Consider the following 15,361-nt stretch of genomic DNA (forward strand, 5'->3'; position numbering starts at 1 on the left):
CGTCTCGAACTCCTGTGGAGACTGTCCCCGTGCACGCACCAGTGCACCCACAGACAGATTCGAGGACCACTCATGACCGAGCAGACCGGACCAGGACCGAGCGAGTTGCGCGAGTCGATCGCCGCCGGCAAACGGAAGCGTCGAACCATCCTGATCGGCGGGATCGCGGCCGTCGCCGTCGCCGCCATCGCGATCGCCGTGTCGGTCGTCGTCGGCGGCCAGAACGGCGCCGCCGACGCCGCGACCGGATCCGGCGCACCCGCCGAACGGCTCAGCGTCAAGATCGCCGTGTCCGAGGACACGCAGTTCCAGGACGCCGTGAAGGAGGTCGCCGCCGAGAAGGGCCTCGACGTCGAGTGGGTCAACGTGAAGGACTGGGTGCTCCCGAACACCGAGCTCGTCGCCGGCACCGTCGACGCGAACGCGTTCCAGCACATCCTCTACCTCTCCGCCTTCAACGCGGAGAACGACGCCGACCTCACGCCGGTGTTCTCGACCGTGATCACACAGTGGGGCATCTTCTCGAAGACGCTCGGTGACGTGCAGGACCTCGCCGACGGCGCCCGTGTCGCGATCCCCGACGACCCGTCGAACGGCGGTCGCGCGCTGAACATCCTCGCCGCGGCCGGCCTCATCGAGATCGCCGCGGACGCCGGCAACTTCCCGACCGTCGAGGACGTCACCGCGAACGAGCGGAACCTCCAGTTCGTGCCGCTGCCGGCGACGAGCATCCCGCAGCAGTTCGACGACCCGTCGCTCGCCGCCGTCGTCGTCGGCACCTCGTACTTCGACCCGAGCCAGAACATCACCAAGGACGACGCGCTCTTCCTCGACGACTCGCTCTCCGAGAAGAACCTGCCCTACGTCAACGTGATCGCCACCCGCGAGGACGACAAGGACAACCCGGCCTGGAAGATCCTCGAGGAGACCTACGCCGACCCGCGCGTCGCCGAGGCCCTCGACGACGAGTTCGCCGGGAACTCGATCCTCGTCCAGGTGCCGGTGAAGGAGCTCCGCGACAAGCTCGCCGAGCTCCAGACCGAAGCCGGATAGGACGACCACGCAGTGGCCGCCCGGGATCTCCCGGGCGGCCGTCCCGCGAGAGGAGCAGCTATGAGTACCGCGATCACCTTCGAGGACGTCAGCAAGACGTTCGAGGTGCAGGGCCGCGCCTTCGAGGCGCTTCGGAACGTCGACCTGACGGTTGAGCGAGGTGAGATCTTCGGCATCGTCGGCTACTCCGGCGCCGGCAAGTCGACGCTCCTGCGCACCGTCAACGCGCTCGAGCGCCCGACGACCGGACGGGTGATCGTCGAAGGACTCGAGATCTCGGCGCTCTCGGGATCAGCGCTGTACACGGCACGCCAACGGATCGGCATGATCTTCCAGCAGTTCAACCTCCTGGAGTCACGCACCGTCTACAAGAACATCGCCTACCCGCTGAAGCTCGCGAAGGTGCCGGACGCCGAGATCCTCGACCGCGTGGAGGAACTCCTCGCGTTCGTCGGATTGAGCGACAAAGCGCTCGCCTACCCCTCGCAGCTCTCGGGTGGACAGAAGCAGCGCGTCGGCATCGCACGAGCCCTCGCCACGCGCCCGGAGATCCTCATCTCCGACGAGGCGACCAGCGCCCTCGACCCGCAGACGACCGGCGAGGTCCTCGAACTCCTCCGTCGGGTGAACGCCGAGTACGGGGTGACGATCCTGCTGGTGACGCACGAGATCGACGTCATCCGCGAGCTCGCCGACCGGGTCGCCGTGATGGAGGACGGCGAGGTGGTGGAACAGGGCAGCGTCTACGAGGTGTTCTCCGCGCCTCGCACGGCGACCGCGCGCCGCTTCGTCTCCTCCGTCCTGCACCACATCCCCTCCGACGAGGTGCTCACGAAGATCCGGGCCGTGCACCACGGGCGGCTCGTGCAGCTGCACGTCGAGGATCGCGACACCAACCACCCGTTCCTCTCGCGGGTCGCCCGGGACAACGACATCGACTTCAACGTCGTGTTCGGTGGGGTCGACGAGCTCCAGGGCCGCCTGTTCGGCAGTCTCACGGTCGAACTCCTCGGCCCGGACGACCGCGTCGACGCCGCCATCGACGGGCTCCGTGCCACGGCGACCGTCACCGCCATCGACCCGGGGCCGGCGCCCTCGTCGGTCTCTGCGCCTGTCGAAGGGCATGCACCGAGCGCCCAAGACCCCTCGGCCCCAGACGCCCACACCTCTGTCCCTGACGCCCACGCCTCGGTCCCTGAGCCTGTCGAAGGGCGACCACGCGCCGAGGACCCCACCATCCTGAAGGAGCACACCCATGCGTGACTTCGACCCGGAGGCGTTCTTCCCCCGTCTCCTCAAGGCCATCGGCGAGACGGGGTTGATGGTCTCCGTCGCCTTCGCCGTCGCGACCGTCATCGGGATCCTGCTGGGCCTGCTCCTCTACGCGAGCCGTCCCGGCAACCTCCTGCAGAACCGCCTCGTGTTCGGTGTCCTCAACTTCATCATCAACGTGATCCGGCCGGTGCCGTTCCTCATCGTCGCGATCGCGCTCATCCCGCTCACGCGGCTCGTGTTCGGTACCGGGCTCGGACCGCTGCCCGCGACGATCCCGCTCATCCTCGTCGCGAGCGTCGCGATCGGGCGCGTCTCCGAGTCGAACCTCGTCGCCGTCTCGCCGGGCGCGATCGAGGCCGGCGCCGCCATGGGGGCGAGCCCCGCGCGGGTGCTCTTCACGATCGTCGTCCCTGAGGCGCTCGGGCCGCTCATCCTCGGGCTGACGTACATCCTCGTCGCCCTCGTCGACGCCACCGCCGTGGCCGGCGTACTCGGTGGCGGTGGGCTCGGCGACCTCGCCATGACCTACGGCTACCAGCGGTTCGATTGGATCGTCGTCGGCCTCGTCGTCATCACCCTCGTCGTCCTCGTGCAGCTCGCGCAACTACTGGGCAACGTCCTCGCGAAGCGGGTGCTGCACCGATGAACGACACCGACTTCGACGCGTTCCTCGCCCGACTCCGCGGCGGCGCCGTGGCGCGAGAGACCGACCGACGCCTCCTGTTCGACGAGGTCGCCGAGCTCCGGCGGCTCGGCTTCGCCGCCGCCCGGGTCCCACGGGAGTCCGGTGGCGCGGGGCTCACCCTGGAGCAGCTCTTCACCCGGCTCATCGCGCTGTCCGCCGCGGATTCGAGCCTCGGGCACGTTTGGCGCGGGCACATCCTGTTCGTCGAGTCTTTGCTCGCCTCGCCCGACGCCGCCTACCGCGAGCTCTGGTTCGCCCGGCTGCGCGACGGCGACCTCGTCGGGAACGCGCAGTCCGAACGCCACGCGACGGCCCACCTCGAGACCGTCCTCGATCGCGAAGGCGAGACGCTGACGATCACGGGCACCAAGTACTACACGACCGGCAGCATCTACGCCGACTGGATCCACCTGTCGGCCCTCGACGGCACGGATCGGGTCGCCGCGACGGTCTCGGCGCATGACCCAGGAACCCGCTCGGTGGACGACTGGGACGGCTTCGGCCAACCGCTGACCGGGAGCGGCACGACGACGTTCGACCGGGTGCCGGTGGACCCTCGCGACCTCGTCGTCCACCGCGGCGACGCGGCGGCATGGCACCGCACCGGCGCCCTGCAGCAGCTCATCCTGCTCGGCGTGGTCGCCGGGATCGCGCAGCGCGCGCTCGAGGACACCGTCGACTACGTGCGGGCGCGACGTCGCACGGTCGGCCACGCGGGCGAGCATCTGCCCAGCCAGGATCCGCTCGTGCAGGCGATCGTCGGACAGCTGAGCAGCGTCGTCCACACCGCCCGCGCGCTCGTCCTCGCCGCCGCCCGGACCCTGGGCGAGTCGGGCAACGGTCCCGACACCGCCCGCGAGACGCTGTTGGAGGTCTTCCGCGTCCAGCAGGTCGTCCTCCCGCTCGTCCTCGACGCGCTCAGCCGGCTCTTCGAAGTCGGTGGGGCCTCCGCCGTCGGTCGGGCGTCGGCGCTCGACCGGCACTGGCGGAACGTCCGCACGATCGCCTCGCACAACCCGGCCGTCCAACGTGCGGCGGCCCTCGGGCAGTTCGAACTGCTCGGCACCCTGCCCGAGTGGGAGGCGCCTGGCGCGCGGCCGGACGCGGAACCGGCGACGACGGCCCCGGTGCCGGCTTCGGCGACCGCTTCGGCGGCGGTCACGGTGGATGGCGAGGCGTCATGAGCGCGACGACCGTCGACAGGGATCTGGTCGCGCGCTTCGCTCCGCTCTTCGACGAACTCGGGCGGGGCGCCGTCGAGCGGGAGCGCGAGCGCCGCCTGCCGTATGCCGAGGTCGAAGCGCTTCGCGAGGCCGGCTTCACCCGGGTGACCCTGCCTCGCGAACACGGCGGCGATGCGGCCACGCACGGCGAGTTCTTCGAGTTGCTCGCGGAACTCGCCAGACGCGACCCCAACCTCGCGCAGCTGTTCCGCTCCCACTTCTCCTACCTCGACCGCACCCTGCACGCGCCGGCGTCCGCTGACCGGGAGGCACGCCTCGCCCGGCTCGCCGACGGCGCCGTCGTCGGGAACGCGAGCCACGAACGCTCGACCGCCAAGGTGGGCTCGCTCGCCACCCGCCTCACCGAGACGCCCGAGGGGCTGCGGTTGAACGGGACGAAGTTCTACAGCACGGGCACGCTGTTCGCCGACCTCGTCGGGGTCGCGGCCGAGCAGGACGGCGAGTTCGTCTCGGTGCTCGTGGACACGGGCGCCCCCGGCGTCGATCGGATCGACGACTGGACCGGGTTCGGGCAGCGCTTGACCGGCAGCGGCACGACGGTGTTCACCGATGTCGCGGTCGACCCGTCGACGGTGGTGCGACGCGAACCTGACCGGCCGTCACATGGTGGCGCGTTCGTGCAGCTGGTCCTGCTCGCCGCGGTCACCGGCATCGGGCGGGCGATCGTCGACGACGCCGCCGGGTTCGTCCGCGCGCGGACGAGGACGTACAGCCATGGCGCGGCCGCCACCGCTCAGGGTGACCCGATCGTGCAGGAGGTCGTCGGCGAGCTGTCGGCGAAGTCCTTCGCGGCCGACGCGGCGCTGGCCGCGGCGTCGGCCGCGCTCGAGCGTTCGAGCAGGGCGATCCTCGGTGGCGATCCCGAACGCATCCGGGCGCAGCTCGCCGCCGTCGAGCTCGCCACGGCCCGGGCACAGCTCGTGATCCTGCCCGCGGTGCTGGACGCGGCGACCGCCCTGTTCGACGTGGGCGGCGCCAGCGCCGTCGAGACGCATCTCGCGCTCGATCGGCACTGGCGGAACGCCCGCACGATCGCCTCCCACAACCCGGCCCGCTTCAAGGCGAGGGCCATCGGCGACCACCTCGTCAACGGCACGCCGATCGTCTCCTGGTGGAGCACCGGCGAGGCCTGACGCCAGTTGGTCCCTGAGTCTGTCGAAGGGCGGTCCCTACCCTTCGACAAGCTCAGGGACCGGGTGGTGGCCGGGGACCGGGTGGCCCTTCGACAAGCTCAGGGACCGAGGACCTACTTCAGCCCGGAGAACGCGAGCCCGTCGATCACCCGGCGTTGCAGCACGATGAACAGGATCAACACGGGCGCCATGGCGAGGATCGACGCCGCCATCATCACCGGATAGTCCGTGGTCTTGTCGCTCGAGAGCGTCGCGAGCCCGGCGGCGAGCGGCATGGAGTTCGCGTAGGTCGAGACCACGAGCGGCCAGAGGAGTTCGTTCCACGACCACAGCACCGTCGTGATGGCGAGCACACTGATGCTCGGCTTCGCGAGCGGGAGCATGATCTTCCAGAAGATCTGGAACGGTCCGGCCCCATCGATCCGGGCGGCCTCCTCGAGTTCCGTCGGGAGGTTCAGGAACGCCGTCCGCATGAGGAACGTGCCGAACGCGCTGAACAGGCCCGGTGCCACGATGCCGAGCGTGGTGTTCAACCAGCCGAAGCCCTGGACGATCTGGTACTGCGAGATGAGGTACGCCTGTGACGGCACCATGAGGATCGAGAGCGTCACGGCGAGCAGGATCGTGCGTCCCCGGAACCGCATGCGGGCGAACGCGTACCCCGCCATGGTGCAGAGGACGATCTGCGCGACGGTCCGGATGACCGTGATGAGGATCGAGGTGCGGAGCTGGTCGAGGAACGGGAGCCGTTCGAACACGGCGGCGTAGTTCTGCCACTGCAGTTCCGCCGGCCAGAACGTGGGGACCACGCTCTGCACCTCCGCGTTCGTCGACAGCGACATGATGATCTGCCAGATGAACGGGAACGCCATGATGAGGCCGCCGACACCGAGCACGATGTGGGCGACGACGTGGGACCCGCGCCGTTGGCCGGGGCGACCGGCGTCGCGGCGGCGAGCGGAGGCGGCCGTCGGGCGGCCGGATCCCGGGACGGTGACGGCGCGGGTGGTGAGCGGCGCCGTCGCGGTGAGTTGCTCAGTCATGGTTCACCCATCGTTTCTGGAGCCGGAACTGCAGGAGCGTGACCAGTCCGATGATCAGGAAGATCACGATCGCGATGGCCGACGCGTAGCCCTTGTCGTTCTGGACGAAGCCCTGGTCGTAGAAGAAGTAGACGAGCGACATGCTCTTCGGGAGCACGGGGTTCGTGCTGCCGAGGATCGCGTACAGCAGGTCGAAGAGCTGGAAGCTCGAGATGACCGTGATGATCGTGACGAAGAAGATGCTCGGGGTGAGCAGCGGCACCGTGATGGAGCGGAACTGACGCCACCGGGTCGCCCCGTCGAGCTCGGCGGCCTCGTACAGCTCGGGCGCGATGTTCTTGAGCCCGGAGGCCAGGATGATCATCGAGAAGCCGAGCGAGGACCACAGACCGACGATGGCCACGGCGAACATCGCGGTCCCCGGCGTGCTGATCCAGTACGGACCGTCGATGCCCACGAGCGACAGCGTGTAGTTGAGGATGCCGAAGTCGCCGTTGAAGATGATGCGCCACACGATCGCGACGGCGGTCGGCATCGCCACGTACGGCAGGAAGAAGAGCACCCGGTAGAAGCTCGCGAAGCGGAGGCCCGGGAGGTTCAGCAGGCTGGCGAGGTACACGGCGATCGGGATGCCGAGGAGGACGACGGCCGTGTAGATGAGGGTGTTGCCGAGCGAGGCGTAGAGCCGCGGGTCGGCGAACAGTCGCACGTAGTTCTCGACACCCGTGAAGGTGGTTCCGCCGAAGACGCCCCACTCGGTGAACGAGTAGTAGGCGGTCTGGATCATCGGCCAGATGAAGAAGACGCCGATGCCGGTGAGGAGCGGGAGGACGAACGCCCACGGCCAGGCACCGTCGCCGCGGGCGGCACCCCGCCGTGCCGCCCTCGATGAGGAGAGCGGCGCCGACGGGGTGCGCGTCACGGTCTGACCGGTCACTTCTTGGCCAGGGCGGCGTTCATCTGCTCGGCGATCTCCTTCGCCACGTCGGAGACGGGCTTGTCGCCGCTGAACGCGTCGGGCAGGAGTTCGACCTCGAGCGCGTTCCATGCCGCGGTGTTCTCCGAGACCGGCAGCGGCTTGGCGTAGTCGAGGGCGTCGAGGAAGACCTGCAGGTTCATCGTCGGGTAGGAGTCGACGAAGGACTGCTGGGTGCCGGTGAACGCGGGGATGACGGCACCGAGGTCGCCCTGCTGCTGCTGCGCCTCCTCGCTCGCGAGGAAGACCTGCAACGCTTGGGCTGCCTGCTTGTTCTTGCTCGCGGACGCCACGACGTTGGAGACGCCGTGGATGACCGTCGCCTGCTCCTTGCCGATCGGCAGCGGGAAGGCCTGCGTGGTGGCGGCGACGTCGGACTCACCGACGAGGGGTCGCAGCCAGCTGCCGCCCCAGTACATGGCGACCTTGCCCGAGGTGAACCACTGGTCGGCCGGGGTGTCCGTCAGCTGCTGCATGTTGGGCGAGGAACCGTTCGCGATGAGGTCCGTCCAGAACTGGAGCCCTTCCTGTGCCTCGGGGCTGTCGTACTCGGACTCGGTCTGGTCGGCGTTGATGACCTCGCCGCCCGCCTGCAGGATCGTGTTGTAGTACGTGGTCTGGCCGTCCATACCGCCGGCGGCCCCGTAGACGCCCTGGTCCTTGAGATTCGTCGAGATCGTCTGCGCTGCGGTGTCGAAGTCGTCCCAGGTCCAGTCGTCGGCGGGCAGGGCCACACCGGCCTGCTCGAACAGGGCCGTGTTGACCCAGACACCCACGGTGTCGAAGTCCTTCGGAACGCCGTACTGCGTGTCCTCGAGCGAGTACAGCTCGTTCAGGGCCTCGGGGTAGTTCTTCGGGTCGATGTCGCCCGCCTTCACGGCGCCGGTGATCGGTTCGATCTTGCCGTTGGCCGCGTAGACCTGGAAGTTCGGGCCGTTCAACCAGAAGAGGTCGGGGAGGGTGTCGCTCGACGCCTGCGTCTGCAGCTTCGACCAGTAGGACGCCCACGGCGTGACGTTCACGTTGACGGTGATGTCGGGGTAGACCTCGTTGAACGCCTCGATGTTGGCGTCGATCGCCGCGACCTGGGCCTGGTCCCACACGCCGTAGGTGATCTCGGCCTTGAGGTCCTTCGGGGCTGCGGCGTACTCGCCGCCGGTCGCGCCGCCGCCGCCACCGGTGCTGCAACCGGCGGTGAGGGCTGCGGCGGCCAGCAGGCCGATGCCGCTGAGGACGGCACGGCGACGGGCGCGGCCACCTGGTGATGAGGTGTGGTTCGTGAAGAACGAAGGCATGACGGGAGTCCTTTCGAGGTGCGCTACCGGGCGGTGGCGTCGAGGGAATGCGGTGCAGTGCTGGAAGGCGTCGCGGTACTGGTGGTGAGGGAGGAGAAGTACTCGACGAGCGTCGGGTCGAGGGGAGGCACGTCGAGCGGGATCGAGCCGTTCCGGAGCGAGTGCGCGGCGAGCGCACCGGCGGCGACCGCCTGCCGTGCGGCGACCGGGGACAGCGTGGTCGGGGTCCCGTCGGCCACGAAGGCGAGGAACTCGTTCATGGTGTCGACGTCGGCGTCGGCGTGCCCTTCCTCGACGCCCGCGATCGGGTACTCGGCGTCGCCCTCGGTGCTCCAGGTGCGTCGGCGGTTCCAGACCTTGACCGTCCCGCCGGCGGTGTCGCCGATGTTCTCGAGCCGGCCGTGGGTGCCGATGACCGTGTAGTTCCGCCAGTAGTCGGGCGTGAAGTGGCACTGCTCGTAACTCGCGGTGATCCCGCCGTCGAGGGTCATGAGCATCATCGAGACGTCCTCGACGTCGACCACCGGGTTGAGTCCGCGCTGCGCCTCGGGCGGCCAGTTGTCGTAGGAGAACCAGTCGGCCATCGTCTGACCGCTGCGGTCCTCGCGGTCCTCGACGTCGCCGTACACCGCGAGGTCGCCCATCGCGACGACGCGCCGGGTGTAGGCACCCGCGAGGAAGTGGACCACGTCGATGTCGTGGCTCGCCTTCTGCAGGAGGAGGGTGTTCACGCGCGAACGGTCGGCGTGCCAGTCCTTGAAGTAGTAGTCGCCGCCGTTGCCGACGAAGTGACGCACCCAGACGGACTTGACCGCGCCGATCTCGCCCCGCTCGATGACCTCGTGCATGAGCCGGACGACCGCGGCGTGGCGGAAGTTGTGTCCGACGTAGAGCGGCGTCCGCGACTCGTAGGCGGCCTGGAGCACGGCATCGGCGTCGTCCAGCGTGATCGCGAGCGGCTTCTCGAGGTAGACGGCGATGCCGGCACGCAGCAGGTCGACCGCGATCTCCTTGTGGGTCCAGTCCGGCGTCGTGACGATCGCGGCTTCGATACCGCCCTGGGCGATGAGCGCCTGGTGGGAGTCGAAAACGTCGAGGTCGTCGCCGAACATCTGCCGCGCGCGGCTGCGACCGATCTCGGTGGTGTCGACCGCCGCGACGATCGCTGCCGGCGTCGGGCTCGCGGCCACGTGCTCCGCGATGTACGCGCGCTGACCGGTGCCGATGACGGCGACCCGGAGCCCGGTGGGGGTGGTGGCTGGTGCGTTGCTCACTCGATCACATCCGCTTCCTTGCGTGAAGTTGATTCATATGATGCCAAAACGATCATGAAATGACAATAGGCGATCACAGCGATCACGCAAGGGGCTCGGCAGATGCGGTGCAGAGGTTTTACCGCGCCGAAACATGTGGAGCGGGGTCACACTTCGACAGGCTCAGTGACCGGGGGGGGATGGCCCGGTGGCCGGAAGGAGGCTCGGCGACCGGAGGGACCCGGGACGTCGCAGGGCCCCGGAACGGGCGGACCGGCCGCGGTCAGTCGGCGATGATGAGTTCGACGCCGGCCGTGGCGAGGGCCTCGGCCAGGGCGGGATCCACCGCTGCATCGGTGACGAGCACGTCGATGCGGTCGAGCGGGCAGATGCGGGCGAAGGTCGCCTTGGTCATCTTCGTGCTGTCGGCGACCACGATGACCCGCTTCGCCACCTTGACGAACTCCTGGCTCACAGCGGCCTCACCCTCGTGCAGGGTGGTGGCGCCGAACTGCGCACTCAGCCCGTCGACACCGAGGATCGCCACGTCCAGCGCGATCTCAGCGAGCGCGCCGGCGACGAGCGAGCCCACGAGTTCGTACGACTGCCGGCGGGCGACGCCGCCGGTCACGACGATCTTCACGTGCGACCGCACCGAGAGCTCGTAGGCGATGTTCAGCGCGTTCGTGACGATCGTGACGGACGCGTCCCCGTCGGAGCGGACGAGGTGCTCGCTCCGACCGATCACCCGCGCGACCTCGCTCGTGGTGGTGCCACCGTTCAGTCCCACGGCGTCGCCCACGTTGATGAGCGTGGCCGCCGCCTTCGCGATGGCCCGCTTCGCGTCGGCCTGGCGCGCGATCTTGTACTGCAGCGGCAGTTCGTAGCCGGTGCCGAGCGCCGCGGCACCGCCGTGGGTCCGGGTGACGAGACGCTGTTCGGCGAGTGCCGTGAGGTCGCGTCTCGCGGTCGCGGCGGAGATGCCGAGTGCTTCGCCGATCTCGGCGATCGTCACGTTGCCGCGTTCGCTCACGAGCTCGAGCAGGGCGTTGAGTCGCTGTTGTTGCGTCATCTGTCCTGCATTCCGGATCGAGTCGGGCGTACTGTGACCATCATATGGGCGCTCGGCGAGCGTCAGTATGATCGATTCTGATGATTTGCTCTGGTATCGATCAGATTCGATCCGGTATGGTTGTTCCCAACGCATCGCCCCGTCGCGATCGCGTCCCTCCACGCGAAAGGCACTTCATGCCCGACACCTTCGTCGCCGCCGAATTGGCGTCGCAGCCCGCATCCTGGCGCACCGCAGCCGCCCTGGTCCCGGAGTTCTCCGCCGTGCTGCCGCAGCCGGGCGAGCGCGTCGCGGTCGTCGGGTGCGGCACGAGCTGGTTCATCGCGATGAGCTACGCCGTCCTCCGCGAACAGGCCGGGTTCGGCATCACCGACGCGTTCGCCGGTTCCGAGTTCCCCGGGGTGCGCGACTACGACCGCATCGTCGCGATCTCGCGCTCCGGCACGACGACGGAGATTGTGCAGCTGCTGGAGGCCGTCGGCGAGTCGGTGACCACGGTCCTCATCACGGCCGTCGAGGACTCGCCGGCGACGGTCCCGGCGGCCCACGTGGTCGCGCTCCCCTTCGCCGACGAACGCTCGGTCGTGCAGACCCGCTTCGCCACCACGACACTCGCGCTCCTCCGCGGCTCGCTCGGTCACGACGTCGAGGCCCTCGCCGTCGAGGCCGAACAGGCCCTGACCATCCCGATCGACGACCACCTCTCGGCCGACCAGGTGTCGTTCATCGGGCTCGGGCACGCGGTCGGCCTCACCTTCGAAGCCGCACTCAAGACGCGCGAGGCGGCCCAGTTCTGGGCGGAGTCCTACCCGGCCATGGACTACCGCCACGGCCCCATCGCCATCGCGCAGCCCGGCCGGCTCGTCTGGTCGCTCGGGCCCACGCCTGCCGGTCTGCCCGACGACGTCGCGGCCACCGGCGCGACGTTCGTCCAGCACGACCTCGACCCCATCGCGGGACTCGTCGTCGCGCAGCGGTTCGCGATCGCCCTGGCGGAGGCCCGCGGGCTCGACGCCGACCACCCCCGGTCGCTCACGCGCTCCGTCATCCTGACGCCGTGACCGCCGGAGCGGTCCTCGGCGTCGACGTCGGCGGGACGGGCGTCAAAGCCGCACTGACGGCGGCCGACGGCACGGTCCTCGGGCGCTGGCGCGAGGCGACCCCGGTCGACGACCCGTCCGGCAGCCGGACGAGGGACGTCGTCCTGCGCCTCGTCGGGACCGCGCACGCCGTCTCGCCACCGGTCGCGGTCGGTGTGGTCGTCCCCGGCGTGGTCGACGAGGAACAGGGCGTCTGCATCCACGCCGTCAACCTGGGCTGGCGCGACCTCGCCTTCCCGGAGCTGCTCCGCCCCTCGCTCGACGTCCCGCTCGCATTCGGTCAGGACGTCCGCGCCGGCGCCCTCGCCGAGGCGGTGTCCCTGGCCACGGCGGGGATCCACGGCACCATCGCGTTCGTCCCCGTCGGCACCGGCCTGGCCTCGGCGCTCGTCATCGGGGGCGTCCCCTTCGCCGGCGGCGGCTGGGCGGGCGAGATCGGGCAGCGCGTGATCCAGGACGGACCGCACCGCGGACTCCGCGTCGAGGAGCTCGCGTCGGCAGGCGGTATCGCGAGGCGCGCGGGCACCCGTGACGCCAAGACCGTCGCCGATGCGGCCGCTCGCGGTGAGGCTCCGGCCGTCGCGATCTGGAACGACGCGATCGGCGCGCTCGCGGAGGCCTTGGCGGGCATCACCGTCGTCGCCGCGCCGGCCGCCATCGTCGTCGGCGGCGGACTCGCCCTCGCCGGCCCAGCCCTCTTCGAACCACTCGAACGCGCCCTGCGGGAACGGCTCTCGATCGTGCGTGTGCCGGCGATCCTGCCCGCCCGTCACGGCGACGAGGCAGCAACGGTCGGCGCGGGCATCCTCGCCCGACGTCTGGTCACGGCACGATGACGACGCCGAGCCTCGACGGCGGCCAGGTCGTCATCGTGACGCCGAACCCCGCCGTGGACATCACCTACGAGGTCGCCGAGCAGCAGATCGGCGTGACGCAGCGCGTCGGTTCCGTCGTCCGACGAGCCGGCGGGAAAGGCGTCAACGTCACCCGCGTCCTCGCGATGTTGGGCATCCCCACCGTGCAGGTACTCCCCCTCGGCGGCTCCTCCGGCTCGTGGCTCCGGACCGCCCTCGAGTCGGACGGACTCGCCACCCGCGTGGTCTCCCTCGCCGACGAGACGCGTTCGACGGTCGCGGTGGTCGACGGCCACCACCACCCCACCCTGTTCGCGGAGGCCGGGCCGGCGGTGACGCCCGAGGAGTGGACCGCGGTGACGACCGAACTCGCGATCGCGGTCCAGGGCGCGAGCATGCTCGTCCTCTCCGGCTCCCTGCCGCCGAACACCCCCGACACCGTCGTCGCCTCCATCGTGCGAGTGGGCGTCGACGCGGGAGTCCGCGTCGTCGTCGACGTCAGCGGACCGGCGTTGCTCGCCGCCGCGAGAGCCGGGGCGACGATCCTCAAACCCAACCTCGAAGAGGCCCTCGAGGCGACCGGTACCTCCACGCTCACCGCCGCCCGTGCGGCCCTCCTCGCGCTCGGCGCCGGCACCGTGGTCATCTCGCGCGGCGCCGACGGACTCACCGCCGGAGACGCGGCGGGCGAGTACGAGGTGCCGGCCGTCCCCGGCGTGCGCGGCAACCCGACCGGGGCCGGCGATGCCGCGACCGCCGGACTCGTCGCAGCCCTCCTCGCCGGAGACACCCTCCCAGAGGCGCTGCGGACCGCCGCCGCCGCGGGCGCGGCCGCCGTGCTGGAACCCGTCGCCGGGTCGATCGACCTCGACGCGTTCCGCAGCTTCCTCGCCCCACCCACCCGTTCCACCACCGGACCATCCGCGGTGCCGACACCGTCGTCCACCACACCGTCCGAATCCGCCGCAGACCACTCGGGAGTGACCCCATGACCACCGCCATCGACTTCATCACCCTCCTCGGCCACGCATCGACGTCGAACGCGGGGATCGCCGCGTGCAACGTCGTCCTGCTCGAGCACGCCGAGGCCATCGTCGCCGGTGCCGAGGAAGCGGGACTGCCGGTCATCCTGCAGATCAGCGAGAACTGCGTGCGGTACCACGGCTCGCTCGCCCCCATCACGCTCGCCTCACTGGCCATCGCCCGGGCGGCGACCGTGCCGGTCCTCGTGCACCTCGACCACGTCGAGTCGGCGGAGCTCATCCGCGAAGGGGTCGAGCTCGGGGTCGACAGCGTCATGTTCGACGCCTCGACCCTCCCCTACGAGGACAACGTGCGCGCCACCAAGGAGATGGTCGACTTCTGCCACGAGCGTGGCGTCGCCGTCGAGGCCGAGCTCGGTGAGGTGGGCGGGAAGGACGGTGTCCACGCGCCAGGAGCCCGCACCGTGCCCGCCGAGGCGACCGCGTTCGTGGCCGCGACCGGTGTCGACGCACTCGCCGTGGCCGTCGGGACCTCGCACGCCATGACGAGCCGAGAAGCGGCCGTCGACCACGACCTCATCCGACGACTCCGTGAGTCGGTCGCCGTACCGCTCGTCCTGCACGGATCCTCCGGCCTCCCTGATGACGAGCTCCGTGCGGCCGTCCGGTCGGGGATGACGAAGATCAACCTGTCCACGCACCTGAACGGCCTGTTCACCCGGGCCGTCCGGGGCGTGCTCGACGAACGCCCCGAGCTGGTCGATCCCCGCACCTACGTCCGCGCCGGTCGACAGGCGGTCGCGGACGAGACCGCTCGGATCCTGCGCCTCCTCGCGACCGACTGAGGTTCACAGCCGACGCACAGCAACCTCGCTCGCTGAGCTGTTAATATATCTGCTGTCGGAGTTTTTCCGACAGGACCACCGGTAACCGATCGACCCCCCGCGATCACCCTCCGGCCTCCCGAGCTCGATACCCCTTCGAGCGCGCGGGAGATAGGGTCACCCCTTCCCCTAGGTTCGGTGACCCGAAGCTCCGCGACACCGTCGGTCGCCTGTCGATGCCCGGGTCCGGGCTCGGGCATCGACACCGGCAGCCTCCCGGCCATCGTCACTCACAGGTTCTTCTCAGCCTCGCAACGTACTGTTTGTCCCTGAGTGCCGATGTCACAACCGGCTTCCGTGTGCAGAGTCCACACCTCCACGGATCCGCCGATGCTCCCGACATTTACACCACCTGCCGCTTCCCAGAACGGCGAACAACGATCCACCGGACGGCCCCAGCCGACCAGCACGGCCGCATGACGGCCCAGCTGCACTCCGGACGGTCTCGTCGCTTCATCCATGCGACCAGCCGCGATCGTCGTCGCATTCCCCTTCTGGATCCGGCTCATCC

15 protein-coding genes are annotated in these 15,361 nt (G+C 69.7%); 9 read left to right on the top strand and 6 right to left on the bottom strand.

Translation table 11 applies throughout. The features are described 5' to 3' along the window. Positions 1 to 72: 72 nt before the first annotated feature. The 5 genes from ASE44_RS16995 to ASE44_RS17015 are packed head-to-tail and all read left to right on the top strand — an operon-like array spanning position 73 to position 5,390. Positions 73 to 1,053, top strand: a complete 981-nt coding sequence (locus ASE44_RS16995) for a MetQ/NlpA family ABC transporter substrate-binding protein (protein WP_056782094.1) — start codon at positions 73 to 75, stop codon at positions 1,051 to 1,053. Between the two features lie 60 nt (positions 1,054 to 1,113). Continuing rightward, positions 1,114 to 2,316 (top strand): methionine ABC transporter ATP-binding protein, encoded by a 1,203-nt coding sequence (locus ASE44_RS17000; protein ID WP_082456195.1) that lies wholly within the window; start codon positions 1,114 to 1,116, stop codon positions 2,314 to 2,316. Next, entirely contained in the window at positions 2,309 to 2,974 is a 666-nt protein-coding gene (locus ASE44_RS17005; RefSeq protein ID WP_056011000.1) for a methionine ABC transporter permease, read from the top strand. The genes ASE44_RS17000 and ASE44_RS17005 overlap by 8 nt, the downstream gene beginning before the upstream one ends. Continuing rightward, complete coding sequence (locus tag ASE44_RS17010; RefSeq protein ID WP_082456196.1) at positions 2,971 to 4,197, top strand: hypothetical protein; 1,227 nt, start codon at positions 2,971 to 2,973, stop codon at positions 4,195 to 4,197. The genes ASE44_RS17005 and ASE44_RS17010 overlap by 4 nt, the downstream gene beginning before the upstream one ends. Then, on the top strand, positions 4,194 to 5,390 hold the full coding sequence (locus ASE44_RS17015; protein ID WP_056782318.1) for an acyl-CoA dehydrogenase family protein: 1,197 nt from the start codon (positions 4,194 to 4,196) through the stop codon (positions 5,388 to 5,390). Before ASE44_RS17010 ends, ASE44_RS17015 begins: the two co-directional genes overlap by 4 nt. A gap of 113 nt (positions 5,391 to 5,503) precedes the next feature. On the opposite strand, the gene ASE44_RS17020 is transcribed toward ASE44_RS17015, so the two are convergent. The 5 genes from ASE44_RS17020 to ASE44_RS17040 form a co-directional block, all read right to left on the bottom strand. Then, positions 5,504 to 6,433, bottom strand: a complete 930-nt coding sequence (locus ASE44_RS17020; protein WP_082456197.1) for a carbohydrate ABC transporter permease — start codon at positions 6,431 to 6,433, stop codon at positions 5,504 to 5,506. Continuing rightward, positions 6,426 to 7,355: a carbohydrate ABC transporter permease gene (locus ASE44_RS17025; RefSeq protein ID WP_056011982.1), complete on the bottom strand. Its 930-nt coding sequence runs from the start codon at positions 7,353 to 7,355 to the stop codon at positions 6,426 to 6,428. The genes ASE44_RS17020 and ASE44_RS17025 overlap by 8 nt, the downstream gene beginning before the upstream one ends. Before the next feature lie 11 nt (positions 7,356 to 7,366). Then, positions 7,367 to 8,704 (bottom strand): sugar ABC transporter substrate-binding protein, encoded by a 1,338-nt coding sequence (locus ASE44_RS17030; RefSeq protein WP_056782096.1) that lies wholly within the window; start codon positions 8,702 to 8,704, stop codon positions 7,367 to 7,369. A gap of 23 nt (positions 8,705 to 8,727) precedes the next feature. Then, complete coding sequence (locus ASE44_RS17035) at positions 8,728 to 9,978, bottom strand: Gfo/Idh/MocA family protein (RefSeq protein ID WP_056782098.1); 1,251 nt, start codon at positions 9,976 to 9,978, stop codon at positions 8,728 to 8,730. 262 nt (positions 9,979 to 10,240) lie between these two features. Continuing rightward, entirely contained in the window at positions 10,241 to 11,029 is a 789-nt protein-coding gene (locus ASE44_RS17040) for a DeoR/GlpR family DNA-binding transcription regulator (RefSeq protein WP_056010991.1), read from the bottom strand. 176 nt (positions 11,030 to 11,205) lie between these two features. Here ASE44_RS17040 and ASE44_RS17045 point away from each other — a divergent pair, with 176 nt between their 5' ends. From ASE44_RS17045 to ASE44_RS17060, 4 genes are read left to right on the top strand one after another with little or no spacing between them, the layout of a single operon-like run. Beyond that, positions 11,206 to 12,090, top strand: a complete 885-nt coding sequence (locus ASE44_RS17045) for an SIS domain-containing protein (protein ID WP_056782099.1) — start codon at positions 11,206 to 11,208, stop codon at positions 12,088 to 12,090. Then, entirely contained in the window at positions 12,087 to 12,965 is an 879-nt protein-coding gene (locus ASE44_RS17050) for an ROK family protein (protein ID WP_056782100.1), read from the top strand. The genes ASE44_RS17045 and ASE44_RS17050 overlap by 4 nt, the downstream gene beginning before the upstream one ends. After that, the gene (locus ASE44_RS17055; RefSeq protein WP_082456199.1) at positions 12,962 to 13,975 is read left to right on the top strand and encodes a 1-phosphofructokinase family hexose kinase; all 1,014 of its coding nucleotides are present in this window, start codon (positions 12,962 to 12,964) and stop codon (positions 13,973 to 13,975) included. Before ASE44_RS17050 ends, ASE44_RS17055 begins: the two co-directional genes overlap by 4 nt. After that, positions 13,972 to 14,811: a class II fructose-bisphosphate aldolase gene (locus ASE44_RS17060; RefSeq protein ID WP_056782102.1), complete on the top strand. Its 840-nt coding sequence runs from the start codon at positions 13,972 to 13,974 to the stop codon at positions 14,809 to 14,811. The genes ASE44_RS17055 and ASE44_RS17060 overlap by 4 nt, the downstream gene beginning before the upstream one ends. Positions 14,812 to 15,080: 269 nt before the next feature. On the opposite strand, the gene ASE44_RS18620 is transcribed toward ASE44_RS17060, so the two are convergent. Further along, a complete protein-coding gene (locus tag ASE44_RS18620; protein WP_157580042.1) occupies positions 15,081 to 15,359 on the bottom strand; it encodes a hypothetical protein in 279 nt (92 codons plus the stop codon). Positions 15,360 to 15,361: the final 2 nt, after the last annotated feature.

It is taken from the genome of Plantibacter sp. Leaf1, assembly GCF_001421315.1.
GTDB lineage: Bacteria > Actinomycetota > Actinomycetes > Actinomycetales > Microbacteriaceae > Plantibacter.